This is a genomic window from Heliobacterium chlorum (assembly GCF_014502795.1).
In the GTDB taxonomy this organism is placed as follows: Bacteria; Bacillota; Desulfitobacteriia; order Heliobacteriales; family Heliobacteriaceae; genus Heliobacterium; species Heliobacterium chlorum.
Genome location: NZ_JACVHF010000003.1, coordinates 1 through 24,424, shown reverse-complemented (window position 1 = coordinate 24,424; position 24,424 = coordinate 1). Strand labels below are relative to the sequence as shown.

The following is a 24,424-nucleotide window of genomic DNA, read 5'->3' as shown; positions in this document are numbered from 1 at the left end:
GGAATTCTCACCTATCAAAGAAAAAAATCTTATGTTTGGAAAGCCCACCTTATGGAAACACAACGCCATGCTCGACGATTAGGGATAGTAGCCGTTGTTTTCAGTGCAGAAGATATTAATTGGGAAGAATTGACCATATCCGGAGTAATTCTCAGCGCTCAGCGCTGGGTTCGCAAAACATTTCCCTTGCCTAAGGTCATTTATAATCGTATTCCCTCGCGTAAATTTGAGAACACCTCCACCGTCGTCGAATGTAAAAAACGTTTCATGGATATCCCTGGTTTGATACTGTTTAACCCATCTTACTTGAACAAATGGGAAACGCACGAACATCTCTATAAGGAAGAGAGTGTTCAAAGCATACTCCCTGAAACCCGCCTCTTGAAGCAACCCGACGAAATCTGGCCGATGTTAAAAAAATATCGAGTGATCTATTTGAAACCAGTGAACGGAACCAAGGGATACGGCATCTATCGTGTGGCGGTGCACCCGGCGGGTGGTTTTACCTTTCAAAAGCGGCGCTCGTCGATGAATTCTTTACGGGCGTATGGCAAACAAGTTTTAGAATCGAAGATAAGAGGACTCATAGAAAAAAAGGAGTACATCGCCCAGCGGGGTTTGCGAATGGCTCTTATTAACGGATCACCCTTTGACATACGCCTGTTAGCACAAAAAGACGGTCAGGGTGTGTGGCAGATCACTAAATCTTTTGGCCGAGTTGCACCGCCAGGAAAATTCACATCTAACTTGAGTCAAGGCGGAAAGGCGATGGGGATTCTCAATACGTTACGGGCTGCTTCGACTACTCGTAAACGCAGACGTTCCGCTATTCTTAAAGAATTAAACAAATGGGGAATTATGATTCCCGAATTACTGGAAGAAAGTACAGGGATGATATTCGGCGAACTGGGGTTAGATATAGCTTTGGACAGAAATGGTAAGATTTGGCTTCTGGAGATAAATTCAAAGCCTTTTAAACGGTTGTTTACGGAAGAGGGAGATCCTAAACAAGTACGATTGTCCTTGGAAAGGCCTATGGCATTCGGTCGCCATCTCGACGGGTTTTAATTGAATTCAAAGGGGGCAACGATGTTGCTCGGACCCAGAGTTGGGGTTATTGCTTGGGGCACAAAATCTTCGAAAGCCCCCTTCGGCCGATGGTCCTATTCCATCGCCGAAGTCGTCAATGCGCTGCGCCAAAGAGGGATCAATGCCGGTGCCGTATCCATTCAAGATCTTTCCCAGGGACAAAAGATTTCTTTTTGGCGTCAAGGAACGGATCGACTATGGCATGCGGAAAAGCAACCGGTACCGGATATCTTTTATAATCGTATTTTAAGTCGTCGGAGAGAACAAAGTCCAACGGTGCAAAAAACGCTTCGTTCGCTTCAAGAGCAGGGCAAGATTCTTTTTAACCCGGGTTATCTTTCGAAAGAATTGGTTTATAACTTGCTTGTCGATTCCGATGTTTGCAGCTATCTGCCGGAAACTCTGTTGCAACCATCGCCGGGGGAAGTGGTGGAACTCGTCGCTCCATGGAAAAGGATCTACCTTAAACCGCTGAACAGTTGCGCCGGAAAGGGCATTTACCGGTTACAGAAAGTAAACGGCCGGTGGCAGGTCACTGGTGTCCGGAACAAAGGACCGGTAAACTTCTCTTTTCAAGATGACCGCACCTTGTGCTTATGGATGGAAAAACTCTTCCGACGGAAAAAGTACCTCGCCCAGCGGGGCATTCTTCTAGATCGCTATCGCAATCGTCCTTATGATTTTCGAGTACTCGTTCAAAAAAACGAAACGGGAGAATGGACCTTTGTAAACACAGGAATCCGTTTAGCGGCTCGAGGGCAGGTTGTCACTCACCGTCCAAACGGCGGTCAAATCGTATTTCCCGAGAAGATGTTCAATAGGCGCTTTGGTCCGAACGAGTGGAAACCATTTGTAAAGGAAATCTCCCAGATGTCTGTCGGGGCAGCAAAGGTATTGGAAGAAAGATACGGTGGGACCTTTGGCATCTTAACTCTTGACGTAGGGTGGCAAAGCAAGGAGAAAAAATTATGGATTCTGGAGATTAATTCCAAGCCAGGTAGTTTTGATGAGCCTCACATCCAGCGGAAAAGCTATGATCTGTTAACAGCCTATCTGCGGCATTTATGGGCGCGAAGGGGGATGGAAGATGAAAATATTCATTCACTATGACCACCCGTCTACCGTCTCTGAACTGGTCCGGAAGCTCGCCGCAAAAGGGATTGACGTAACTGCTGGTCGAGGTGCCCCGGATGAGCCTGTCGATTGGTGGATCGAATGGGGTGAGGGGAAAAAAATCGACTTAGAAGCTGCCGAACGCTATTTCAACGTTCCTTGGGAACAAAGGCGTACCGGAAGATCTCAAATGGAAGACATCTTAAGCCTAAATCATCTGCAGGCGTTCTTGGGAGATGATGGTACCAACTGGCCTGTATCGGTCTGGCCCAAGGAATATCTGGTATACTTATGGGATTCTAAAGTCGTAGGGGTCCAGCGAAAGGTATTGCTAACGCAGCAGTTACGGGATCTCACATCGAATAAAGCATTTATCCCTTCCTTTCAATGGGTAGAACAACTGTCTCCTTGGGAAGAAGAGCGTTTGGCGGCCATAGCCATGCGGGCACTTCATTGCTTAGGTTTGGATTTCGGGAAGGTTCATTTAGGCATCAATCGATCTCGGGGGCCGATTCTTCTCGGTATAGACAGATCACCTATGGTACTCAAGCGCTTAGCACAGTTGTATGCAGATGCTATTGTGACCTCATTCGCGGAATGGGAACAAGAACCAGCCTTTTCCCTGGGGTCAGATCCGGAATTTATGCTTTTTCTGACCCCAGGCCAGCGGATGGTACCGGCCTCTCGATTCTTTCCTCGCACAGGGATCGTTGGTTGTGATAACCGGCGAGCCTTTGGCGCTTCTGACGATCTCCCCCTTGCGGAGATCCGTCCCGAGCCGGCTAATACGGTCACCGAAGCAATGAAGCAACTACGAAGGGCCTTAAACGAAGCGAACCGGCTCTGTCCTTATTCCAATGTATCTTGGCACGCCGGTTCAGAACCTTATCCAGGTTACCCGATCGGAGGTCATATCCACTTCGGTGGATTGCGACCAAACAGCCAGTTGATCCGGGCATTGGATCAATATCTGGCGATGCCCCTGTTGTTTTTAGAAAATGGGGAGACGGCAGCTCGACGAAGACAGTTTTACGGTTCGCTGGGAGATTACCGCCGTAAGCCCCATGGCTTTGAATATCGCACCCCGAGTTCTTGGCTTACTTCTCCCGAACTGGCTTGGGTTGCTTTATCGCTCGCCTCGCTCATAGGGCGACGTTATAAATATTTATGCCGATGGGACTTTTATCAGTTCGAAATCCAAGAAGCTTTTTATAAAGGAAAAATAGATGAGCTTCTGCCATTGTTAAAAACAACCCTATTGGAACTGAACGCGGTAGAACCTACCGAGGAGACTAAAAAACTAACCCAAACCTTTTGGTCCCTTTATGAAAAACGTCAGGGAATGAGTGAAGAAGTTAACCTTCGAGAGACTTGGAGACTGCCCGTCGGCTTGCAGCGTTACCGCTATGTGCCGCGACCTCGACATAACTTTTCCTGGATCACTGGCAACGTCATGCGCTGACTCCTGTTTGGGTCTATCCCGGACAGGATTTTGTTTTTAATTTTCATGACATTACCTCGTTAAAGGGAATAATCAAAAGTTGGTTGAATAGAATGACCACAAAAATAAATATGCCATACTATTTGCCTAATTTCTTCGTAATTAGGCAGGAAATTTGCCAAATGAGTAGAATTAGTATCCAGATTTGGTACATAAGGAGGCGCATACCCGTTGTCCGTAACACTGGGGATTAACGGTTTTGGTCGTATCGGGCGGAACGTATTTCGTGCGGCCGTAAATCGTGATGACGTGAAAATCGCAGCTGTCAACGTAACATCTGATCCGGAAACTGTAGCCTATTTACTTAAGTACGACTCCGTTCATGGCGTTTTTGATGCCGATGTGCAGCCGGGAAATAAGTGCCTGATTGTAAATGGACAAGAAATACCTATCGTATCCAATCGCGACCCTGCCCAGCTTCCCTGGGGTGAGCTTGGTGTTGATATTGTTATCGAATCGACCGGAAAATTCAACAAGCGCGACGGGGCGGCGAAACACCTAGAAGGCGGTGCCAAAAAGGTTATCATTACGGCACCAGCCAAAGACGAAGATGCTACCATCGTCATGGGCGTCAATGATCATATTTACGATCCAGTGAACCACCATATCATATCCAACGCATCTTGCACCACTAACTGTTTAGCTCCGGTAGCGAAAGTGATCAATAAGGAGTTCGGCATTGTGGAAGGGCTGATGACGACCGTTCACGCCTTTACCAACGATCAGCGCATTCTCGACGATGTCCATAAGGATTTACGGCGAGCTCGTGCCTTAGATCTTTCCATCATCCCGACGACAACCGGTGCTGCGAAAGCCGTTTCATTAGTGCTTCCGGAACTGGAAGGGAAATTAAACGGCTTTTCTCTGCGCGTTCCCGTTCCTAACGTCTCTGTCGTTGATTTGGTCGTCAACTTAGAGCGAGATGCCAGCAATGAAGAGATAAATGCAGCCCTTCGCAACGCTGCAGCAGGGGAACTGAAGGGTATTTTAGCCGTTTGTGACGATCCGCTTGTGTCGAGCGATTTCAACGGAAGCCACTTCTCCTCGATCGTCGATGCTATGTCCACGATGGGGACCAAGAGCGGAAAAATGGCTAAAGTGGTCTCTTGGTATGATAATGAATGGGGTTACTCCTGCCGCGTACTAGATCTAGCCGCGAAAGTAGGAAGTTTGCTATAATTTAGATCAAAAGGCAGGGGGGATATTGTGGAGGCTCGCTGCATGCTTTGCGGAAGGAAAGAAGTTATTGGGCCAGAACACCCGAAATGGACCGATTTTGAGGGAAAGATGAAAATCTCCGCCTATATCTGTTTGCGTTGTACCGCCAAAGTAAACTATGAAGCCAATGAAAACCAAAAAGTCCCCAAACCGATGTAAGAGCAGCCTGCGCTGCTTTTCTTTTTTGTCGTAACTAGGCGTTGCAGGGTTGACAGGTCCTCTGGTAAGGAGTAAATTAAATAAGGATTATGTCAAAATCGCATAAAGGAGTTCTCGTTAGGTGAGGCTCCTGTACAGACATAGGCTACTGCCCAGAAATGTCGAGAGACGCCGATGGGTTGAACAGGCTTGTACCGAATTAAGGTCTAGCTTAATGTAGCTGAGCATGGCTCTAAGCTGTACAGTGCTAAAACTGGACGAAGGGGAGTTCACTAGGATTATTCTGCGTATAAGCTTCCCTTTTCCGGGGAAGCTTTTTTCGATCAGCCTTTTTACTGCTTGACAAGGAGGAGGTGGTGATTCCGTGGACAGTTTACCTAGTAGACAGATGCAGAAAAACGACAACAAAATGTGCGGGTTGCCGCGGAACACCCTACAACGGAGTCGGCGGAGCCCCTGAGGGAGGGCTAAAGGTTGATCAAGACGTACTTGTACAATGCCCAAGCAGATCAAGTACTTCACGATATCGAACTGGGACAGACCGATCAGTGGTTGTCCCATCCCGATAATCTGCTTTGGATTGATCTTTACGATTACAATGCCAAAGAGGTCAATTATATCGGACAAGTTTTCGACTTTCACCCCCTGGCCATCGAAGACGTGCTGCATGGCAGTCCCCGTCCGAAGGTGGACCGATACGACCGTTATTACTTCTTTGTCTTTCATGCGCTGCGTTATGATGAAGAGAGCGACGATGAACTGACACTATTTGATCTCCATGTGTTTTTGGGGGAGAACTACATCGTCACCCTTCACCGAAATGCCCTTCCGGCGGTAGGGCGGGTAGCCTACCACTGCCTTAGAGGGCCCAAGTTCATGAATAGAGGTCCCGACTACCTTCTCTATGCTATTGTGGATGGTATCATTGATGAATATTTCCCCATCGTTGATCGGTTAGGTGTTCGTATTGACGAACTGGAAGACGAGTTATATATCAACCCAGCTCGGGAAACAACCGACGAAATCTTGGCATTAAAACGAACGTTGCTGCTTTTGCGTAAAGCGATTTTACCGCAGAAACGGATCTTTTCGAACATCAACGGACGCTATTCTTTTGAAGTACGTGAAGATAACCGACCCTATTACCTTGACTTGGTGGACCATATGGAGCGGATTACAGACACCATTGACACCTACCGGGACCTGGTGAACAGTGCTATGGACACGTACTTTTCTATCATCTCGAACAAAACGAACGAAATCATGCGGGTTCTGACGATCATGTCAACCATTTTTATGCCTTTGACGGTGATTACCGGCGCCTTTGGTATGAATGTGCCGATTCCTTTTCAAGAAGATAAGTTTATGTTCTATCTCATCTGGGTTAGCATGTTACTCCTTTCTGTTGCGATGATCTATTGGTTTAAACGGAAGAAATGGGTCTGAGTTCCTAGTCTGTTGTAAAAAAGACGCTGTTTGATAGCAGCGTCTTTTTTATTCTCTCTGTTAGCGGTGCATTCGAAAGTTGGATGTTAGAAACGAAAAAAACCGTAGCCGTAGTCGTTATGGTCCCCCAATTGGATGGCATGTTGGACAAGAACTTTTCGGACGTCGCTCGGTTTAACCTTTGGTATGGATTTTTTTCGAGCTGCTGCTAGAATCAGGGCGACGGCACCGCTGATGTGTGGTGCAGCCATACTGGTACCGGAGAGACGGACGTAACGGTTTCTCGGATAGGTACTTAGAATGTCTACACCTGGAGCTGCGAGGTACAACTCTGGTCCTTGGCTAGAGAAAGGCGCCCGTTTGATGTTGCGGTCTACCGCGGCAACAGTGATCACCAAATCAGACCAGCGCGCAGGGTAGTCGATCGAGTCGAGGGACACTGTTTTGGTTGCGTCATTTCCAGCAGCGGCGACAAAAACAATCCCAGCTTGGTTTGCTTTTTCGATAGCGCTCCGTAGCTTTCCATTCGGTTTCTGACTGCCAAAAGAAAGGTTTAATACGTTCACGCGATTATCAATGGCCCATTCGATCGCTTCAATCACATGGCCTTCGCTGCCTTCTCCGTTTTCATCAAGTACCTTCAATGCGTAAATGTCGGTTCGTGGTGCTACGCCGACAACGCCGACGCCATTGTCTGTTCCGGCAATAATCCCTGTGACGTGAGTTCCGTGACCGTGATCATCGGCATAGTTCTCGTTGCGGTCCAAAAAATTATAGCCGCCTTTGATGTTTGGGCTTAAATCTGGATGTGAAATGTCGACACCTGTATCTAACACAGCTACTTTGACACTTTCACCACGAGTTTCCTTCCAAACGACGGGGGCGTTAATCAACTGTACACCGTAGTCAATGACTTGACCGGGGACACGATTATAGATACGATGAATGACATAAGGAAAAATTTGGGTTTTCCCATGGATCGTTTTCATTCGCTCACCTTCCTGATTAAATGGCATCTAAAGCCAATATATGGAAGTTGAGCCTTTTGACGTTCCTTCGTCTGTTTCGACAAAACTATATAAATATTGATAGAGGAATCCCGGCGTGATCACAGAATATATGGAATAAAATGGTAATAGGCGCCGGGGGTGGATTTGCATCATGGGCATGCTGGTCAAATTGTTTCAACGTCGCAGTAACAATTGGGGAGATTCCAATATGGGGGAGCGTGGAGCTTCACAGGCGATGACGGCAACTCAAAGCGGTTTTTCGAAACGGTCGGATCTGCGTCCACCAGGACCAGAAGAACCTTTTCTCTATGATGAAGAAGAACGCCGTATTTTGCGGGATATCAATCTGTCCTTGATCATCATTAAGATGACCTTTCAACTAGCTGACGACCGTCGCTTAGCTTCAGGGGCGGTGGCCCGGAACTTACAGCCTTTCGTTGTTCTCGACATGGCGCGTTCTCGTAAGGAATACCTTAAACTGCTGGCAAATGCGGCTCGCACTGAATCGGCCAACTTCGCCACCAAGGCTGGATTTGAAAGCTTTGAGGCATTGGGACGGAGATGGCAAAAATCGGGAAAAGACCTCTATGATCAAACGCTTCTCTTAGGTCCGATGGGGGACCAATTTGAAAGCAAATTGCAGCATATCTTGCGAAAATACGCGAAGCTTGCCAAAGTTCCCTATTTGACGGTGGTTACCCGACTGCCGGCAGAACCGTTGCGGGTGGAAGTGCCTCGGTTTCAAGTAAACCGGCCTTTTGTGTTAGGGGGAATTCCCTGCGCCAGCTTTGAAGATGCGCGGCTCTTGGCCCAGACGCTGGCGCCAGCCGTGGCTCGTGATGAAAAAGACGGGTTGATCGAACACTATACGAGCCATTATCTTGAATAGTCGAAGAGATTATAGTAACGCTTGAAATGGATTCCCTCCTGCGGTAAACTGGTACAATAATAGGGGGGAGGGGTATCTTTGGATTCGGTTTCAATCGGTGTAGCTTTTATGGCCGGCATCGCATCTTTTTTATCTCCCTGCATCTTACCGCTCGTACCGGCCTATATCACCTATTTAACTGGGGCGACCGTGGCTGAATTACCGTCAGATGAATCAGGGGGTTCGTCTTTTGACGTTGGCACTTTTCAAAAAGCTTTAGCTTTTGTCTTCGGCTTTTCTTCGATCTTCATCGCTCTCGGCGCGTCGGCAACGGTTGTGGGACAATTGTTGCTTATGTATCAAGAGACTTTTCGGATCGTGGCGGGGACGATCATCATCGTTTTTGGCCTTCATCTTACGGGACTCATGCCGATTCCCGGACTTTATCGAGAAGTTCGTTTCGGCGGAAAACCGAAGAGCGGTGGCTTAATAGGCGCTTTTTTGCTGGGGATGGCTTTCGTTGCTGGTTGGTCTCCCTGTGTCGGTCCGGTTCTTTCTGCCATCTACATCTACGCGGCAACTGGTGAGACGATGAAGCAAGGCATTGCTTTATTAGGTGCCTTTTCTACCGGACTTGCTGTTCCTTTCTTGATAACAGCTTTCTCGCTGGCTAGAGCGGAAAAGTGGATGAGGCGGTTCGTCCAATATTCATCGAAAATCTCAATGGCGAGTGGTGCCGTTATGGTGGCGATCGGTTTTCTCATTTTGACCGATCAGATGGGCCAAATCAGCGGTTATCTGGACTTTTTGCCTAGCTTCTAAGGAAATACTCGTAGGGGAATACGTATAGGTTTTCAACAATACAAAAAAGGAGTTAACCATTACCTTTGTAACGGTTAACTCCTTTTTTGTTCGATGAATTATCTTTAACCGGTTGAACTAAGAAAGTTAAAAAGTAATAATCCGCAAAGCATAGTTTGCGGTTTTTCATTTCGTAAATGGCTGGGGAGGCTGGATTCGAACCAACGAATGGCGGAGTCAAAGTCCGCTGCCTTACCGCTTGGCTACACCCCAATGAAATGGTGGAGGGAGAAGGATTCGAACCTTCGAAGGCAGAGCCGGCAGATTTACAGTCTGCTCCCTTTGGCCACTCGGGAATCCCTCCGATGGATGGTGCCTCGGGGCGGAATCGAACCACCGACACGAGGATTTTCAGTCCTCTGCTCTACCGACTGAGCTACCGAGGCGTTATGGTGACCCGTAGGGGATTCGAACCCCTGTAACCGCCGTGAAAGGGCGGTGTCTTAGACCGCTTGACCAACGGGCCAAATCTAAAATGCAAGATGTATTGTAGATCAGATGTGAACACAAATCAACCGTATTTTTAGTGATATAGGTTTAAAATTATTAAAAAACGCTGATTATAGTGATTTTACTGAGTTTAACTAAATATTTCTCTGAATTGCACAAATTTTAATAAGTCTTTAGACGAACGATCTCTTATAGAAACGAATAATTATCTAAATGCTCTCGCTGCTTTTCAATAGTCAACTCACGGGGTATAATAATCTAACTGAAAAGATTGTCGAGGAGTAGACTTGTGAGCGATAAGAACAACAAATATCTGATTTTGACATACGGTTGCCAGATGAACGAACGAGACTCTGAATCCCTCGCTGGTTTTTTGAGACAGATGGGCTACGATGAAGCGGCCAGCCCTGACGAAGCGACTATCCTTTTGATCAATACTTGCTGTGTCCGTGAATCGGCAGAGCGAAAAATCTTAGGCAAACTCGGCGAACTTCGCAAATACAAGCTTGCCGACCCTGATGTGATCATCGGTATTGGCGGTTGTATGGTTCAACAGCCCGGTATGAGCGAACGGATTCAGAAAGAATACCCCTATGTCGATCTAGTCTACGGTACCCACAACCTGCACCAACTTCCGGTGATGATTGAACAATGCCGCTCTGGACAGGTCGTGGACGTCTGGAACAGTGAAGGTGAAGTTGTCGAAGACCTGCCAGATCGCAAAGTGGACGGTATCAAGGCTCATGTGACCATCATGTATGGTTGCAATAACTTCTGCAGCTACTGTATCGTTCCCTACGTTCGCGGGCGGGAGCGAAGCCGTACACCGAAAGACATCGTCCGAGAAGTGACGAATTTGGTGGCTCAAGGAGTAAAGGAAGTCACCTTGTTGGGCCAGAATGTAAACTCCTATGGAAAAGACCTCGAGCCGGCGATCAACTTTGCTGGCTTGTTGTTGGAAGTCAATAAAGTCGAAGGGTTGCAGCGCATCCGTTTTACTACATCTCACCCTAAAGATTTTGATCTTGAACTGATTCAGGCCATGGCCAAAGCAGCTAAAGTGTGCGAACACATTCACCTCCCGGTACAGGCCGGAAGTAATCGAATTTTAGAAGAAATGAACCGCGGTTACAAACGGGAGTATTATATTGATCTTATCGCCAAAATTCGCGAAGCCATGCCGAATGTAGCTCTCACGACTGATTTGATCGTAGGGTTCCCTGGAGAGAGCGATGACGACTTTGAGGACACGTTAGATCTTCTGGAAAAGGTCCGTTATGACAACGCCTTTACCTTCTTATACTCCAAACGTTCAGGTACACCGGCGGCGGAAATGGACGAACAGATTTCCGATGAGGTGAAAAAGAGCCGTTTCCAACGGTTGCTCAAGTTGCAGAATGTCATCAGCCTAGAACACAACCGGGCGCTGCTAGGAACGACGCAGGAAATCCTCGTGGAAGGCTCCAGCAAAAATAACAAGGAAATGATGTCAGGCCGAACGCGAGGAAACAAAATTGTCGTCTTTCCAGGTTCAGAAGAGATGATTGGCCGTTTGATCAATGTCAAGATTGAAGAGGCCCGCACATGGACGTTGATCGGCAAAGAAATCTGATGTAGACAGGCAACAATGATAGGGCTTCGGGAACACCCGAGGCTCTTCTATTTTCCACGTGGAGGTGGCAGATCTGAAAGCGGTAACACCGATGATGCGACAATATCAGGAAATCAAAAATCAAAACCCAGAGGCGATTCTCTTCTTTCGGTTGGGCGATTTTTATGAGATGTTCGGGCCTGACGCTATCCTGGCATCACGGGAGCTAGAGATTACCTTGACTGGGCGGGACGCCGGATTAGAGGAACGGATACCTATGTGTGGTGTCCCCTTTCATTCCGCTCAGGGCTATATTTCTCGGTTAGTGGAAAAAGGGTATAAAGTGGCCATTTGCGAGCAGGTGGAAGATCCGGCGGCAGCGAAGGGGATTGTCCGACGGGAAGTCGTCCGTGTCATTACACCTGGCACGATCATGGATATGAATTTGATCGAGGAAAAGAGCAATAACTTTCTCGTCTGTGCAGCCTTAAACGCCGACGAGTGGGGACTTGCCGCCTTAGATGTGTTTACTGGTGATTTTCAAACGGCGCGCTGGAACGGCCGAGAGATGGCTGCTTTTCAGGCTGAAATCATGCGCCTGGCTCCAAAAGAGTTGCTTCTGCATCCATCGTTAGCCAATGCTTATCCTGAACTCGTTTCCGGATGGAAAAAACAAGGCATACTGGTGAGTGAATACCCACGGGAAGGACTCACTTTGGAGCAAGCGGTGACGGTCCTCAAACGGCACTTCACCGTATCCAGTTTGGATGCTTTTGGCTGTGCCCACTGGCCAGGGGCTATCGTCGCTTCAGCTATCGCACTACGCTATGTACAGGAGACTCAGAAAGCGAATTTAAGGCATATTTCGCGGTTAACGTCCTATACGACGGAACAGTTTATGCGACTGGATCCAGCGACAAGACGAAATCTGGAACTGACGCAGACGATGCGAGAAGGTAGCCGAAAAGGTTCGCTCCTGGGGGTTATCGATAAGACAGTCACAGCCATGGGCGGACGGCTGATCAAACGGTGGATTGAACAACCCCTAACCCAGGTGACTGAAATTCATCACCGCCAACGGATCGTTTCGGCACTCATCGATGACGGGTTGCTAAGGCAGGATGTACGTGCTGGTTTGCGCAGTGTGTACGATCTGGAACGGTTGGCTGGTAAAGTAGCCTATGGTTCAGCGAACGGCCGGGACTTGCTAGCCTTAGCCACCTCTCTTCAAGCCCTTCCAGAGATTCTGGACAAGCTTCGGCAGGGACCTCCCATCTTAGCCGAAGTAGCTGCTCAAATTGACCCGCTTACAGCGATTGCGAGCCGTATCCGAGAAACAATAGTCGATGAACCGCCTGTATCCGTACGGGATGGTGGAATCATCCGGCCCGGTTTTCACGAGGAAGTCGATGAATTGCGGGAGGCAGCCGGTTCCGGCAAGGAGTGGCTCGCTCACCTGGAACAGCGGGAACGGGAACGGACCGGAATTCGATCTTTGAAAGTCGGCTTTAATAAGGTTTTTGGCTATTATATCGAAGTAACCCGGGCTCACATGGCCAGTGTACCTGAAGATTACATACGCAAACAAACCCTGGCCAACGGGGAGCGTTATATCACTCCCGAACTGAAAAATTATGAAGAGAAGATTCTTGGTGCAGAAGAAAAACTGACTCAATTGGAATACAGGCTGTTTACAGAGTTACGCAGCTCCATCGAGGAAGTATTACCGCAACTGCAAGTGACGGCTGACCAGGTCGCCCAGTTGGATGTATGGGCCTCTTTTGCCCAGGTGGCTGTAGAACAGGGGTACATTTGTCCAGAGATTCACGACAACAGTCAGATTTCTATTCAGGGTGGTCGTCATCCTGTCGTCGAAGCTCATCTGGGACCGGGCCTGTTTGTCCCCAACGATACAGCTTTTAGCGACGACCAAACGTTGTTGCTCATCACCGGACCGAATATGGCCGGAAAGAGTACGTACATGCGTCAAGTGGCCCTGATCGTCCTGTTGGCTCAAGTGGGTGCTTTTGTTCCTGCTGCCTCAGCTTCCATAGGGGTGGTTGATCGCATTTTTACCCGGGTAGGTGCTTCGGACGACCTTGCAACCGGGCAGAGCACGTTTATGGTGGAAATGACCGAAGTCGCTCACATCTTACACCATGCCAGTTCTCGCAGTCTCGTCGTGCTTGATGAGGTTGGACGGGGGACCAGCACGTATGATGGAATGGCCATCGCATGGGCAGTTGCAGAGGCCATCCAGCGTCTAGGCGCCAAATCTCTTTTCGCGACCCACTATCACGAATTAGTCCACCTAGAAGAGACGCTTCCAGGCGTACGCTGTTACAACATCGCTGTACGGGAATCAGGCGATGATATCGCATTCCTGCACCAGATCCGCTTGGGCGGGGTAAACAAGAGCTACGGCATTCAAGTGGCCCGCTTGGCTGGATTGCCGTCAATGGTCATCAACCGAGCCAAAGAGATCCTGAGCGGATTGGAGCAAAAAGATGGGAAAAAAGCTATTTCGATACCATCGGAAAGGGATGAGCAACCGTCACTTCAAAGGACGTTGGTGCGGCAGGAATCGAACAATGTTTCACCTGGAGCTTTTTCTCACGAGGGTTCTGTAACCAGCCATGATGACAGCGACTCAGAAACAAGCCAAATGCAACTGTTTTCTGGTACCGTTGAAGAAGGGGTTCTCTCGCTAAAAAATGCTCAGGTTGACAAGGCTTTAGCAGAGGAACTTGCCAAGCTCGATATCAACCGCATGACACCGCTCGATGCGATGAACTGGCTCGCTAAGCAACAAAAGAGGCTGCGGCGGGGGAGGAATGAACGTTGGGTGTAATTCGACTCCTAGATACCCATACGGTCAACCAAATCGCTGCCGGGGAAGTGGTGGAGCGGCCAGCGTCCATCGTAAAAGAACTGATGGAAAATGCTCTTGACGCCGGCGCTACCCGTATTGATCTGCATTTGACGGACGGCGGACGTCAACTCATCCGGATCGTCGATAACGGATGCGGCATGTCGTCAGAAGATGCATCAATATGTATCGAACGTCATGCCACCAGCAAGATCGGTAGTGCTGAAGATTTGATGGCGATTGAAACCCTCGGTTTTCGTGGCGAAGCTCTTCCTTCGATTGCCTCGGTATCACGGATGGAAATCACCACTCGCCGCCACTGCGACAGCCAAGGTACGCGATTGCGCGTAGAAGGCGGTGAAAGACAGCCTGTAGAAACGGTGGGTGCACCGCCGGGAACGACGATTCAAGTGGAAGACCTCTTTTACAATACACCGGCTCGGCGAAAGTTTCTTCGATCGTCTACGGCAGAAGGGTCTGCCTGTGCCGAGGTCATCTGGCGCCTTTCCTTGGCCCATCCTCACGTAGCCGTATCGTTGACACAGGGGCGGCAGGTTACCTTTCGCTCACCAGGGAATAATAAAACTTTAGAAACTTTGTCGGCCGTATACGGGAGAGAAGTCATTCCCCACCTGTTGGCACTTTCCCACAAATCCTCGGAGGGATGGGAATTGAGCGGCTTCATCGGAGAGCCATCCCTGAACCGAGCTAACCGCAACCATCAGACCTGGTTTATTAACCAGCGCTGGGTACGCAGCCGAAGTCTCTCCCTGGCCGTAGAAGAAGTCTATCAAGGCTTGCTGCCGGTACACCGTTTTCCTTTTTTCGTGCTCAACCTGATCCTCCCTCCCCATAAGGTCGATGTAAACGCCCATCCTACGAAACAGGAGATAAAAATCGATCAAGAACGGGACATTTGTGAGTTTATTCAATCGGTTTTAAAGGAGACCCTACGAAGCCGGGCTTTGTCCCGACCGCTGTGGACCCGGGAAGGTTCCTCCCAGCCAGCCATATCATCTTCGCATAACAGTCAATCCTCTTTAACGCCGGATAAAACGATCAAAGACCGACCGTCTTTAAACAACGTCGCCAAGATGACACCTCTGTGGATAAATTCCATCGAACCTAGCGCAAAGCGGGAAACTTCAGGTGTAGACCAGGAACCCAACAGGGGGAGAAGCGACGTAACCACTGGAGAAAGAGTTCAAAAAAACACCGGAGACTCCCTTGAAAAGAGTACTGACCGTGATGGATTAGAAGCTGCCACAAATACAATAAATAATATTACGAAGACAGACTCAAAAGAAATCAGTACGGGACTTTTCGACAAAACAAGTTACCCAAGTCTCCAGTACTGCGTCGAAACAGAGTCCCCGGAGAAGCATCCCGGAAATACGATAGTGGCGGAAAGTCTGCCCTGCTCGGAGGACTTACCGAAAAGTCCGCTCTATGATGAGCCACTGAAGGCTGCTATGGTCGCTGAGTGGATCCCTATTGGGCAATTTCAGCGATCGTATATCCTTGCCGAAGGACAAGGTGCTTTATACCTGATCGATCAACATGCCGCTCACGAGCGGGTTCTCTACTATGACTTGAAAGAAAAATTTGAACAGGCCATTGATGTCGAACAGTCGAGCCAACAACTGTTGCTTCCCGTAACAGTCACGTTGACGCCGGCAGAGTTTGAAGCCGTGATCGAACGGATTTCAGACCTGCGCGATGCAGGCATTATCCTGGAGCATTTCGGTGGCAATACGTTACTCATCCGAGCCGTCCCCCTCGGTCTTCCACCTGGTGAGGAAGAAGGGTTGCTTCGCGATATCATCGATCGCATCCAAGGGGGAGCCAAGCTGAGAAAAGAAGATCTCTGTAGAGAGGCCTTAAGCAGCCTGGCTTGCCGGGGGGCAGTCAAAGCGGGACAAACGATGAGCCATGCTGAGATGGCTGCTCTACTGCAACAAGTGGCCCGGTTGGAAGGCATGGACACATGCCCCCATGGCCGTCCTTACTTGCTACGTATTGACCGCAGCGAGCTGGAACACAGATTTCACCGCTCCTAGGAGTTGACATTTTGGTAATCGTGACGACTGCGCTAGAAGCGAGTAGCGAACTGATAGAACGAGCAAAAGCAATCGCTGCCCATCTGGAAGCCCCTTTCGCACCGCGAGAACAAAAATCTTTAGATACCTTACGCCGTGAGTACGATCGAGACCAATTTCTGATTGTCAAAAAAAATCGCATTGTCCTTAGAATGGGCAATGAAGAATTTTTCTTTCACCCAAATATGGCGGTGCATCGAGTTCGTGCCTTAAAAAGAGGGCAAGCAGTTCCGCTTGTGGAAGCGCTAGATATTCGCTCAGGCGATTGCATCTTGGATTGTACGATTGGCCTAGGAGCTGACGCAATTGTTGCCGCCTACGCTGCCGGAACGACGGGTAAAGTAACTGGCATAGAGCATAGTTCGTTGATCGCTTTGATCGTAAGGGAAGGTCTCCGTTCGACAAAAGAAAAACTAGAACCAGATGTGATTGAGGCAATGGGACGAATTGAAGTAGTCCAGGGAGATCATCGTCACATGCTTCGAGAGTTTCCTGACAACAGCTTTGACAGCGTCTATTTCGATCCCATGTTCCGTAACCCCCAGAAAAACTCTGACGGCATTGCTGGAATTCGCAGCCTCGCCGATTTAAAACCCTTGGAACCTACGGTGATTAAGGAAGCTTGTCGTGTCGCTCGCCGCCGGGTGGTTATGAAAGAACGCAGCAACAGCGACGAATGGTATCGACTACAACCAGACCAAGTCTTGGCGGGGAAATATGCCTCTGTGGGCTACGGAATTTGGTATGTAGGAGGTAAGGACCGTGGATAAGCCCTTAAGCCACCTCACAGAAAATGATCTTTCGGAAGCAGCCCGATCGGAAACGCTGCTTCCGTTGGTGCTCGTCGTCGGTCCGACCGCCGTCGGTAAATCTGATATCGGTATCGCCATCGCGCAGCACTTTAACGGGGAAATCATTTCCGGTGATTCTATGCAAGTATACCGAGGTATGGACATTGGTTCGGCCAAATTACCTCCTAATCAACGGGGAGGTATTCCTCACCACATGATCGACATCATCGATCCTGATGAACTCTTCAGCGTGGCAGACTTTCAACGGCGTGTCACTGAGCTCATTCCACAAATTGTTGCCCGAGGGCGTCTGCCCATCATGGTCGGCGGAACAGGCCTTTATGTCCGTTCCATCACTGACCATTATGAATTTAGCGAAGAGGCAAAAGATCTGGAACTGCGGGCACGATTGGAAACAAAGGCCGATGAGTTAGGTTCCGAAGCTTTTCATCGACTCTTGGCGGAGATTGATCCTGATGCTGCAAAGCGGATACATTTCAATGACCGCAAACGAATCATTCGGGCGATGGAAATCTATCACCTAACAGGCAAACGGCAAAGCGAATTTCATTACGCTGCTTCTGTACAAAAGCCCAAATACCGACTGGCCCCTATCGCCTTGACGATGGACCGCCAGGAACTGTATCGTCGCATTGACCAACGTGCCCAAATCATGATAGAATTGGGACTAGTAGAAGAGGTGAAAGGGTTGTTGGAACGGGGATATGATCCGGCACTTCCTTCCATGCAAGGCTTGGGGTATAAGGAAATCGTCAATTATCTCCGGGGTGAATATAACCTTTCCCACGCCCTCTATCTGATCCAAAGGGATACACGACACTTTGCCAAGCGACAATATACCTGGTTTCGACGTGATCCCCGGTTGAACTGGTTTGCAGTAGATGTGATGGAGCGGGATTTTTTGCTTGAAAACATCTACGATAGCATCAGGAAGGCTCTTGGAGGGCACATAGAGAACATAAATTTTGGAGGGTCGCTTCAATGACGAAACAGCTGAACCTTCAGGATGCTTTCCTGAATCAGGTCCGCAAAGAAAATCTTCCTGTTACCATTTTTTTGGTCAACGGTTTTCAAATCAAAGGTATGGTCAAGGGATTTGATAGCTTTACAGTGTTCCTTGATGTTGAAGGCAAACAACAGATGGTATACAAACATGCCATTTCCACGATTATGCCCCTTCGACCGGTATCTTTGTCCATGGACGCTAATAAAGCGTAATCACGCAGAGAGAAAAAGCACCTGATTGTAGGTGCTTTTTTTTTGTCATTTTTTTTAGAGAAACTTGCGTATAATGGCAGGATATGTAAATTTCACAGCGAATACATCTTCCATAATATTCCTAAGAGGTGGAGTTATTATGGAACACCAATCTAACCTGCCCTTTTCCGAAAAGACCCCGCTGAAAGAGGATGAATTTCGAAGTAAAAGAAGAGGAAAAATCGTGGCCGCTGGTTTTCAGCAAGGGGCAGACGGAACGATTGTGCCTTCGTTGCCTCCGTATAAATATAAGCGAAGAAAAAATCGTTCTCGCAAACAAGTCATCTTTAGCACCACGGCGCTGTCCCTGTTGCTCGTCGGGGCATTGGCTGGGGCGTGGTATACGGGAATATTGAAAACTCCGTCTTACTTGGGGACCATTTCTCATATATTTGATCGAGAAGTAACAACTGGCGTCGTCAGTGAACCGATAGAGGATACCCTTCCGTCGAATCCGGTGGAAGAGCATCAACAAGAGAGTACTGTCGTCACGACCCCGCCCGTTGCTGAAACAGGCTCTTGGGAAAAGGGCGTATTATTCGAAGGTGCCTGGGTCGTTCCTCAAGAGATTGATAAGAAAGGGAACAAACAACGTTCAGTACGTGTCCTGCCGTTACAGAGTGGAGAGTTTTTGGTCAACATCCCCGAAGATGGCACGCTTTCGGCGTTGGATAAAGAGGGGAAAGTTCTTTGGACAAAACAACCGGAACCGTGGGGGGTGTCTGGGAAACAGCGAGTACAACGGAGCTGGGATGGACTGGTGCGAGCCTCTGACGGGAGAGCCGTCACTTTTACCAAAGGCGTTGAATCGGCCATCTGGTGGAGCAGTGCCCAACAGCCTGATGAAGAACGGCCTCTGCCGCCAGCCCGCACAAAACTTCCTTTGACGATCAGCGCCGATAACTATTATGTAAACTTAACTTGGAATGAACAAGGTTGCGACATATTGGATTCCTGGGGAACCGTTAAAGGGAAAATCACCTTCCCGAAAACCCACTTTTCTCCCACGGCTGCCGTTCCAATGGCAGAGGGACGTTTGCTTATGGCTAACGTCGACGGGCTATTATATGTCATCAATAAGGAAGGTTTGATCGAAAACAAAATCGGCCCCAGCAAAGCCGGTGAAAAAGCGGCCATTAAGAGCCTAGCTGTCGATCCGAAAGGTTACGTCTTTGTAGGCGCTGGCGATCGAGTTGAAATATGGAAAAGCTCCGGGGAGTTCGTTTTTGGCTTTACCGTTGACGGTGGATGTGCATCGGTCGCTTTAAGTGAAGAAGGAAAGCTCTATGTGGGCGATTTGAGTGGAAAAATTAAAATATTTTCGGCGGTCAGACCAGGGAATTTAAAAGTTATGTCGAAATATCCTGAATAAAGGGGCATCTCTTCGAATTGGGAGATGGTAGAGGATGAGTTTATTTCCCTGGGAAAGCCAATTGGAAATGGTCGCGTGGTTTGCCCTCTTTTCTGGGCTATGGAATTACAGCGACCAACTATCAGCCTCCATGTTGCAACAAGGGTTTACTCGCCAAAATGCTTGGTGGCTTCGTTACGGCGCCGCCAGCCTCGCCGTCGGGTGCTTCCCCATCTTTTATCTAGGGTCGGACCTTCTTGTCGGGGAAGCGACACGATTGGCTGAAGTTCCTTTGACGTTTACGGGGAGGATGACGGCAGCAGGCGTTATGGCCTTTGGAGCGATGCTCCTGATTGCAACAGCACGACTCGTTTCATTACAGCGAGAGGTATTAGTTCACAAGGTCTTGTTCAAGTGGGATTTTGAATTTGACGAATATCTTGATGAACAAGTCTGGATGGGCGGATCCATCCCGGAATTGTGCTCGCTGAACAGCCGTCTCGGAAGAGGGCGTTTATCGCTGGCCGTCATGAACAGCGATGGTGAAGTTGTTTCATTAGGTGTCCGGCGCTCTCACAGTCTCCATTTTGATCCGCAAGAACCCTTTCAGTTAACTTCCTGGGTTGCTCTTGAAGGGGGACATTCTGTAGCTGTTTGGTTTCGGACCGAAGAAGACCGGCGGATGCCTCTGGAAGAAGAGATCAGCGAAGTGAACCGACTGGTGGCGGCTTTGACGGAAAAGAAATTAAAAGCCCGCTATGTCTTATTTCACAACGGTTCCCAGGTGCATACCCTTTACTCGGCGCCACCGACTCAGTTGCCCCAGACTGGTCAGGGTTTATTTCCCCTCAACCGGGAATCGACACATACCTTGTAGAAGCCAAGCAGTCATTTGCTTGGCTTTTTCCTTATTCTATTTCCCGCGCTTGCGTAATAATTATATCGGGAAGTCCGGGAGGTGAATTCTTTGAAGATCCGCGTGAACATAAACCCTGAGTCAAACCCGTTACATATTCCGAAACCCTCTTGGCTGACGTCGGCCATCCCGAATCCATTAATTCGAGGAGGCTCTTCCAATAGACAAGATGATCTGATCATCGATAAAAACGGCGCCATCGGTAAGGTGAAAGAAAAGTCTCGCCAGAACAATCGACTGGACGCCATTCTAGAAGAATTAAACGATATGATCGGACTGCAACGAGTCAAAGATCTGATTTATGAAATACGCGCTTATGTAGACGTTCGTAACCTGAGAGAGAAAGAAACCCTTGTCAACGATCCCATGGCTCTCCACATGATTTACAAAGGTAATCCGGGAACTGGAAAAACAACAGTAGCTCGTATCGTCGGAAAACTGTTTAAGGAATTAAATATTCTTCCCAAGGGGCACCTCGTCGAAGTGGAGCGAGCTGACCTCGTGGGGGAGTATATTGGACATACGGCGATCAAAGCCCGGGAGCAAGTCAAAAAAGCTTTAGGCGGAGTGCTTTTTATCGATGAGGCTTATTCGCTGGCTCGAGGCGGGGAAAAAGACTTCGGTAAAGAGGCTGTGGACAGTTTAATCAAGGCGATGGTTTAGGTTTCTGTGCGTTAGTGATTAAAGATTTGCCCCGATATGATCGCTGGGTCAACTGGAATTACAAAGCTAACAAATACCGAGACAAATCAGAACAAATAATTTCCTTGTATTTAGATAAATTGATGTCTTTTACTGAGATTGAAGGGATAACTGGTATCAAGTGGTGGCATGTTCGTAATATACTCAAGTCTAATAAAGTACCACTAAGAAATAAGTCAGAAACGTGGAAAGTAAAAAGGGATAAAAACTTTGAAGAATTCCGTCACTCCTTAAACGAAAATACAACTATAGGGGAGTTACATCGAAAGTACGGATTTTCTAAACAATATATTAAAAAGATACTAGTGGAAAAAGGTTTCGAAATAACTCACAAGAGCAAAAGTGAATAAAAACTCAAGAACAAGCTTTCTTAAACGCTTTTTGTTATACTATTAGAAAAGGATAATTAATAAAAAATGATTATTGATCAATATGATAAAAATAAAGTCGAAGAAAAGGATTTACTGAAGATAACTGTAATTTGCTATGCTCGAGTATCTACCGACGAACAGGCTGAAAGATACTCGTTAAGTTCTCAGATAGACAATATGACTGATTTCTGCAAGAGAAAATTTGGTGTTTCAGAAGATGAGATATTAGTTGTCGCTGAATCGGGGAAGTCGGGAGATGATCCTAATAGACCAGCTTTAAATTGGCTTCTCGACCTTATGGAGAAAGGTATAGGTCGGCATCTTGTTACACTTCATCCCAATCGTTTAAGTAGAGACTCATACCTTCAATCGCAGATTTTTCACCGCGTTTGGGTTCTCGGTGGACAAGTTCACTTTGTTGAAATTGACTTTGACCCCGATAACCCCGAATCAATGCTATTAATGACTGTACAGGGCTCAATTGCTCAGTACAACAAATCGAAAATATTAGAAGACTCAAAACGTGGAAAAAGGCAAATGGTTAAAGCGGGAAAAGTACCTGGAATTAGAAAAGTATTTGGATATACTTTTGATAAGGAGAAAGATATCTTAATAGAAAATAAAGAAGAAAAGAAAATATATTTATTAATGGTTAACTGTGTCTTAAATGATATGAGTGTATCGAAGATTGGAAGGTATCTGGCGAAAAGTGGCATTCCAGCTCCGTATGGTAACGTATGGTATCACAGCAGTATTCAAAGAATACTAAAAAGTGAGATTTATACTGGGAAATTTAACTTTTTCAAAACTAGTACAATTCAATCACAAGGTATCAAAAAAATTGTCGAAAATCCGGAAAATGAATGGCTATCTGTTTCAATACCTAAATATATAGATGAGCAGGTATGGCAAGAGGTACAGAGAAAGTTAAGCAAAAAAAGTAAACCTAATTCAACGGAAAAAATGTACTCTTTGTTGCGTGGTTTAGTAAAGTGTGGACGTTGTGGTGGTGCCGCCATTATAAAGAGGTACAGTAAGAACACGAAAAGTGAACAAAGAACATTGATAGGTTATTACACTTGCTGTAACTCTGGAAAAAAGAATTACGTAGTTGGGTCGGGTTATATTCATAAAAAATGCAAAGGACGAAGTTGGCGAGTTGACGAAATAGATAAGTTGATTTGGGAATTAGTCCAGAATATCTTAAATTATCCGGAAGAATACACAAAACAAATTGACATTCCTAACTTGATTGACCTAGATAAGAAAATAGATGACTTTGTCATCCAGATACAAGAAAAGCAGAAAAAAGTAGATGAACTTTTAGATGCTTATGTCTCATCACAAATCATGACACTAACTGAGCTTGATAATCGCTTAAATAACTCAGAAAGCGTCATACAAGCATTAAAAATTAGCTTAAATGATTTTCGAGTTAAAAGAGATAGATATAAACTAATTAATCAACAAATTGTAATTGTTCTAGAGGATATCAGAGTACACTTAGACCAGAATGATACGGATATCAATCTTAAGAGAACAGCTATTGAAAAAATTGTTAAAAGTATTACCCTACAAGAAAAGTCCATTGAAGTCGATTTGAATAATCTCATTGGTTATGAATTGAATATTAAAAAGGTGTTTGTAGATTTATATGTTAAACCGACTATCGCTAATAATGTGGAAGATATTATAAATATGTACGAAATAGAATTCTTTACAATGCAACAAATTTGCGAAAGAACAGGACTTAGCAAAGTAAAAATACGGGATATCCTTATTAAAAATAGTATTCACATAAGGAGTAAGACAGAGGTTTGGGAGCTAAAAAGGAAAAAAGATTTTCCAATAATAGAAGATTTGTATCTGAATAAAGGCTTCTCGTTGAAAAGAATATATAATGAATACGGTTACTCCCCTGATTATGTTAAAGCAGTTCTTAAATTGAAATCCTAAAGTAGTTTGAACGTTTCGCCAAGGGCGGGTAACCGGCTTTGGTGGTGTATATTCGGGTCTGTAAATAATTTTGTGTATGCTCATGACAAAAGGTGAACCGTTTTTGGGTTCCGTTCAGGGTGATCTGGGCTTGCCCCCAATCACATTGAATATTGTCTCCCAGTTGAAACTCCAAAGGGAGGTAGTCTTCTTTTATCTTGTTTCGAATCCGCCCGACTTCTTTTCGGACGGTCGATTCGGCTCCGGTGAAACAGTGTTCCGTCACCAAACGCTCGAAGATACGCTTTCTGGTATGACGTTGTTTTACCGGTGCACTCTCTTCCTCCCGAATCCACTTCTCAATCAAGGGTCGAACTTCTTCGATCACTGGGGCCGGCCTTAGTTTTATGCTTCTCCATGTTGGAGGTCGTAAGGGTTTTTTTCCCTCTGTCAGATACTTCTTCACCGTACGGCGGGATATCTTCAGCTCTTTGGCAATCGTGCGTTTGGATTTGCATTCCCTAAAGTGCATCCTTTGGATATCATAGTATTGAGCCATCGTAATCATTTCCTCTCGTCACCTGCCTTTCTAGGTTGCTCGTCACTCCCTAGAATTCAGGAAAATTGGAAATTCGGTGGCTCACTTTTTTCGTAATCACTCCCCCTAAAAGTGGATCACTTTTGAAGTATCAAATACATGTGTTCAAGCAAGGAGCTGGGAACGTGGTACTCAAGGCGAAACCCGTGAAATCGTTAATTCCATGTTTGAGGCTATCCGCACTCTGGACGCCGAGAAGTGGGATACG

The 24,424-nt window shown here is 47.1% G+C and carries 20 protein-coding genes, 4 tRNA genes, 1 pseudogene and 1 riboswitch; of the genes and pseudogenes, 19 read left to right on the top strand and 6 right to left on the bottom strand.

Annotated elements, in window-relative coordinates:
- Nucleotides 1-51 precede the first annotated feature (51 nt).
- From H1S01_RS04780 to corA, 6 genes are all read left to right on the top strand, one after another.
- Nucleotides 52-1,068, top strand: a complete 1,017-nt coding sequence (locus H1S01_RS04780) for a YheC/YheD family endospore coat-associated protein (protein ID WP_188038969.1) — start codon at nucleotides 52-54, stop codon at nucleotides 1,066-1,068.
- 24 nt (nucleotides 1,069-1,092) lie between these two features.
- Nucleotides 1,093-2,199 (top strand): YheC/YheD family endospore coat-associated protein, encoded by a 1,107-nt coding sequence (locus tag H1S01_RS04775; RefSeq protein WP_188038968.1) that lies wholly within the window; start codon nucleotides 1,093-1,095, stop codon nucleotides 2,197-2,199.
- On the top strand, nucleotides 2,177-3,664 hold the full coding sequence (locus H1S01_RS04770) for a putative amidoligase domain-containing protein (protein WP_188038967.1): 1,488 nt from the start codon (nucleotides 2,177-2,179) through the stop codon (nucleotides 3,662-3,664). The genes H1S01_RS04775 and H1S01_RS04770 overlap by 23 nt, the downstream gene beginning before the upstream one ends.
- Nucleotides 3,665-3,874: 210 nt before the next feature.
- Nucleotides 3,875-4,882 carry a type I glyceraldehyde-3-phosphate dehydrogenase gene (gap, locus tag H1S01_RS04765; protein ID WP_188038966.1) on the top strand — a complete coding sequence of 336 codons (1,008 nt, stop codon included), beginning with the start codon at nucleotides 3,875-3,877 and terminating at the stop codon, nucleotides 4,880-4,882.
- A gap of 27 nt (nucleotides 4,883-4,909) precedes the next feature.
- Nucleotides 4,910-5,080: a DUF2197 domain-containing protein gene (locus tag H1S01_RS04760; protein WP_188038965.1), complete on the top strand. Its 171-nt coding sequence runs from the start codon at nucleotides 4,910-4,912 to the stop codon at nucleotides 5,078-5,080.
- Nucleotides 5,081-5,186: 106 nt separating this feature from the next.
- A riboswitch (M-box (ykoK) riboswitch) is annotated at nucleotides 5,187-5,353 on the top strand.
- A gap of 201 nt (nucleotides 5,354-5,554) precedes the next feature.
- The gene (gene corA / locus H1S01_RS04755; RefSeq protein ID WP_188038964.1) at nucleotides 5,555-6,526 is read left to right on the top strand and encodes a magnesium/cobalt transporter CorA; all 972 of its coding nucleotides are present in this window, start codon (nucleotides 5,555-5,557) and stop codon (nucleotides 6,524-6,526) included.
- 86 nt (nucleotides 6,527-6,612) lie between these two features.
- On the opposite strand, the gene H1S01_RS04750 is transcribed toward corA, so the two are convergent.
- Nucleotides 6,613-7,515, bottom strand: coding sequence for a S8 family peptidase (locus H1S01_RS04750; protein WP_188038963.1), 903 nt, complete (start codon nucleotides 7,513-7,515; stop codon nucleotides 6,613-6,615).
- A 229-nt stretch (nucleotides 7,516-7,744) separates the two neighbouring features.
- Here H1S01_RS04750 and H1S01_RS04745 point away from each other — a divergent pair, with 229 nt between their 5' ends.
- Together H1S01_RS04745 and H1S01_RS04740 are read left to right on the top strand one after the other, a co-directional pair.
- Nucleotides 7,745-8,425: a hypothetical protein gene (locus tag H1S01_RS04745; RefSeq protein WP_188038962.1), complete on the top strand. Its 681-nt coding sequence runs from the start codon at nucleotides 7,745-7,747 to the stop codon at nucleotides 8,423-8,425.
- Nucleotides 8,426-8,503: 78 nt separating this feature from the next.
- Nucleotides 8,504-9,226 carry a cytochrome c biogenesis CcdA family protein gene (locus H1S01_RS04740; RefSeq protein ID WP_188038961.1) on the top strand — a complete coding sequence of 241 codons (723 nt, stop codon included), beginning with the start codon at nucleotides 8,504-8,506 and terminating at the stop codon, nucleotides 9,224-9,226.
- Between the two features lie 177 nt (nucleotides 9,227-9,403).
- On the opposite strand, the gene H1S01_RS04735 is transcribed toward H1S01_RS04740, so the two are convergent.
- The 4 genes from H1S01_RS04735 to H1S01_RS04720 all read right to left on the bottom strand — a co-directional run bounded on the left by H1S01_RS04735 (nucleotide 9,404) and on the right by H1S01_RS04720 (nucleotide 9,731).
- A tRNA-Gln gene (locus tag H1S01_RS04735) sits at nucleotides 9,404-9,478 on the bottom strand.
- Nucleotides 9,479-9,484: 6 nt separating this feature from the next.
- Nucleotides 9,485-9,569: transfer RNA gene (locus H1S01_RS04730), tRNA-Tyr, on the bottom strand.
- Between the two features lie 6 nt (nucleotides 9,570-9,575).
- Nucleotides 9,576-9,651, bottom strand: a tRNA-Phe gene (locus H1S01_RS04725).
- A 4-nt stretch (nucleotides 9,652-9,655) separates the two neighbouring features.
- Nucleotides 9,656-9,731: transfer RNA gene (locus H1S01_RS04720), tRNA-Glu, on the bottom strand.
- A 273-nt stretch (nucleotides 9,732-10,004) separates the two neighbouring features.
- On the opposite strand from H1S01_RS04720, the gene miaB reads away from it, so the two are divergent.
- The 11 genes and pseudogenes from miaB (at nucleotide 10,005) to H1S01_RS04665 (ending at nucleotide 23,639) form a co-directional block, all read left to right on the top strand.
- Nucleotides 10,005-11,327 (top strand): tRNA (N6-isopentenyl adenosine(37)-C2)-methylthiotransferase MiaB, encoded by a 1,323-nt coding sequence (gene miaB / locus H1S01_RS04715; protein WP_341479036.1) that lies wholly within the window; start codon nucleotides 10,005-10,007, stop codon nucleotides 11,325-11,327.
- Nucleotides 11,328-11,400: 73 nt separating this feature from the next.
- Nucleotides 11,401-14,157, top strand: coding sequence for a DNA mismatch repair protein MutS (gene mutS, locus H1S01_RS04710; protein ID WP_188039180.1), 2,757 nt, complete (start codon nucleotides 11,401-11,403; stop codon nucleotides 14,155-14,157).
- Complete coding sequence (gene mutL / locus H1S01_RS04705; RefSeq protein WP_188038960.1) at nucleotides 14,148-16,235, top strand: DNA mismatch repair endonuclease MutL; 2,088 nt, start codon at nucleotides 14,148-14,150, stop codon at nucleotides 16,233-16,235. The genes mutS and mutL overlap by 10 nt, the downstream gene beginning before the upstream one ends.
- A gap of 20 nt (nucleotides 16,236-16,255) precedes the next feature.
- Nucleotides 16,256-17,044: a class I SAM-dependent methyltransferase gene (locus H1S01_RS04700; RefSeq protein ID WP_341479042.1), complete on the top strand. Its 789-nt coding sequence runs from the start codon at nucleotides 16,256-16,258 to the stop codon at nucleotides 17,042-17,044.
- Entirely contained in the window at nucleotides 17,037-18,071 is a 1,035-nt protein-coding gene (gene miaA / locus H1S01_RS04695) for a tRNA (adenosine(37)-N6)-dimethylallyltransferase MiaA (RefSeq protein WP_341479035.1), read from the top strand. Before H1S01_RS04700 ends, miaA begins: the two co-directional genes overlap by 8 nt.
- Nucleotides 18,068-18,304, top strand: coding sequence for an RNA chaperone Hfq (gene hfq / locus H1S01_RS04690; protein ID WP_012283609.1), 237 nt, complete (start codon nucleotides 18,068-18,070; stop codon nucleotides 18,302-18,304). Before miaA ends, hfq begins: the two co-directional genes overlap by 4 nt.
- Before the next feature lie 139 nt (nucleotides 18,305-18,443).
- Nucleotides 18,444-19,715, top strand: a complete 1,272-nt coding sequence (locus tag H1S01_RS04685; RefSeq protein ID WP_188038958.1) for an NHL repeat-containing protein — start codon at nucleotides 18,444-18,446, stop codon at nucleotides 19,713-19,715.
- Nucleotides 19,716-19,749: 34 nt separating this feature from the next.
- Nucleotides 19,750-20,571, top strand: coding sequence for a hypothetical protein (locus H1S01_RS04680; protein ID WP_188038957.1), 822 nt, complete (start codon nucleotides 19,750-19,752; stop codon nucleotides 20,569-20,571).
- A 237-nt stretch (nucleotides 20,572-20,808) separates the two neighbouring features.
- Nucleotides 20,809-21,267: pseudogene (locus tag H1S01_RS04675) on the top strand (AAA family ATPase); the annotation flags it as partial.
- 20 nt (nucleotides 21,268-21,287) lie between these two features.
- Nucleotides 21,288-21,662 carry a hypothetical protein gene (locus H1S01_RS04670; protein WP_188038956.1) on the top strand — a complete coding sequence of 125 codons (375 nt, stop codon included), beginning with the start codon at nucleotides 21,288-21,290 and terminating at the stop codon, nucleotides 21,660-21,662.
- Between the two features lie 66 nt (nucleotides 21,663-21,728).
- Complete coding sequence (locus H1S01_RS04665; protein WP_188038955.1) at nucleotides 21,729-23,639, top strand: recombinase family protein; 1,911 nt, start codon at nucleotides 21,729-21,731, stop codon at nucleotides 23,637-23,639.
- Here the strand turns inward: H1S01_RS04665 and H1S01_RS04660 are convergent.
- The gene (locus tag H1S01_RS04660; RefSeq protein WP_188038954.1) at nucleotides 23,623-24,186 is read right to left on the bottom strand and encodes a transposase; all 564 of its coding nucleotides are present in this window, start codon (nucleotides 24,184-24,186) and stop codon (nucleotides 23,623-23,625) included. The two genes, H1S01_RS04665 and H1S01_RS04660, sit on opposite strands and share 17 nt — an antisense overlap.
- Nucleotides 24,187-24,424: the final 238 nt, after the last annotated feature.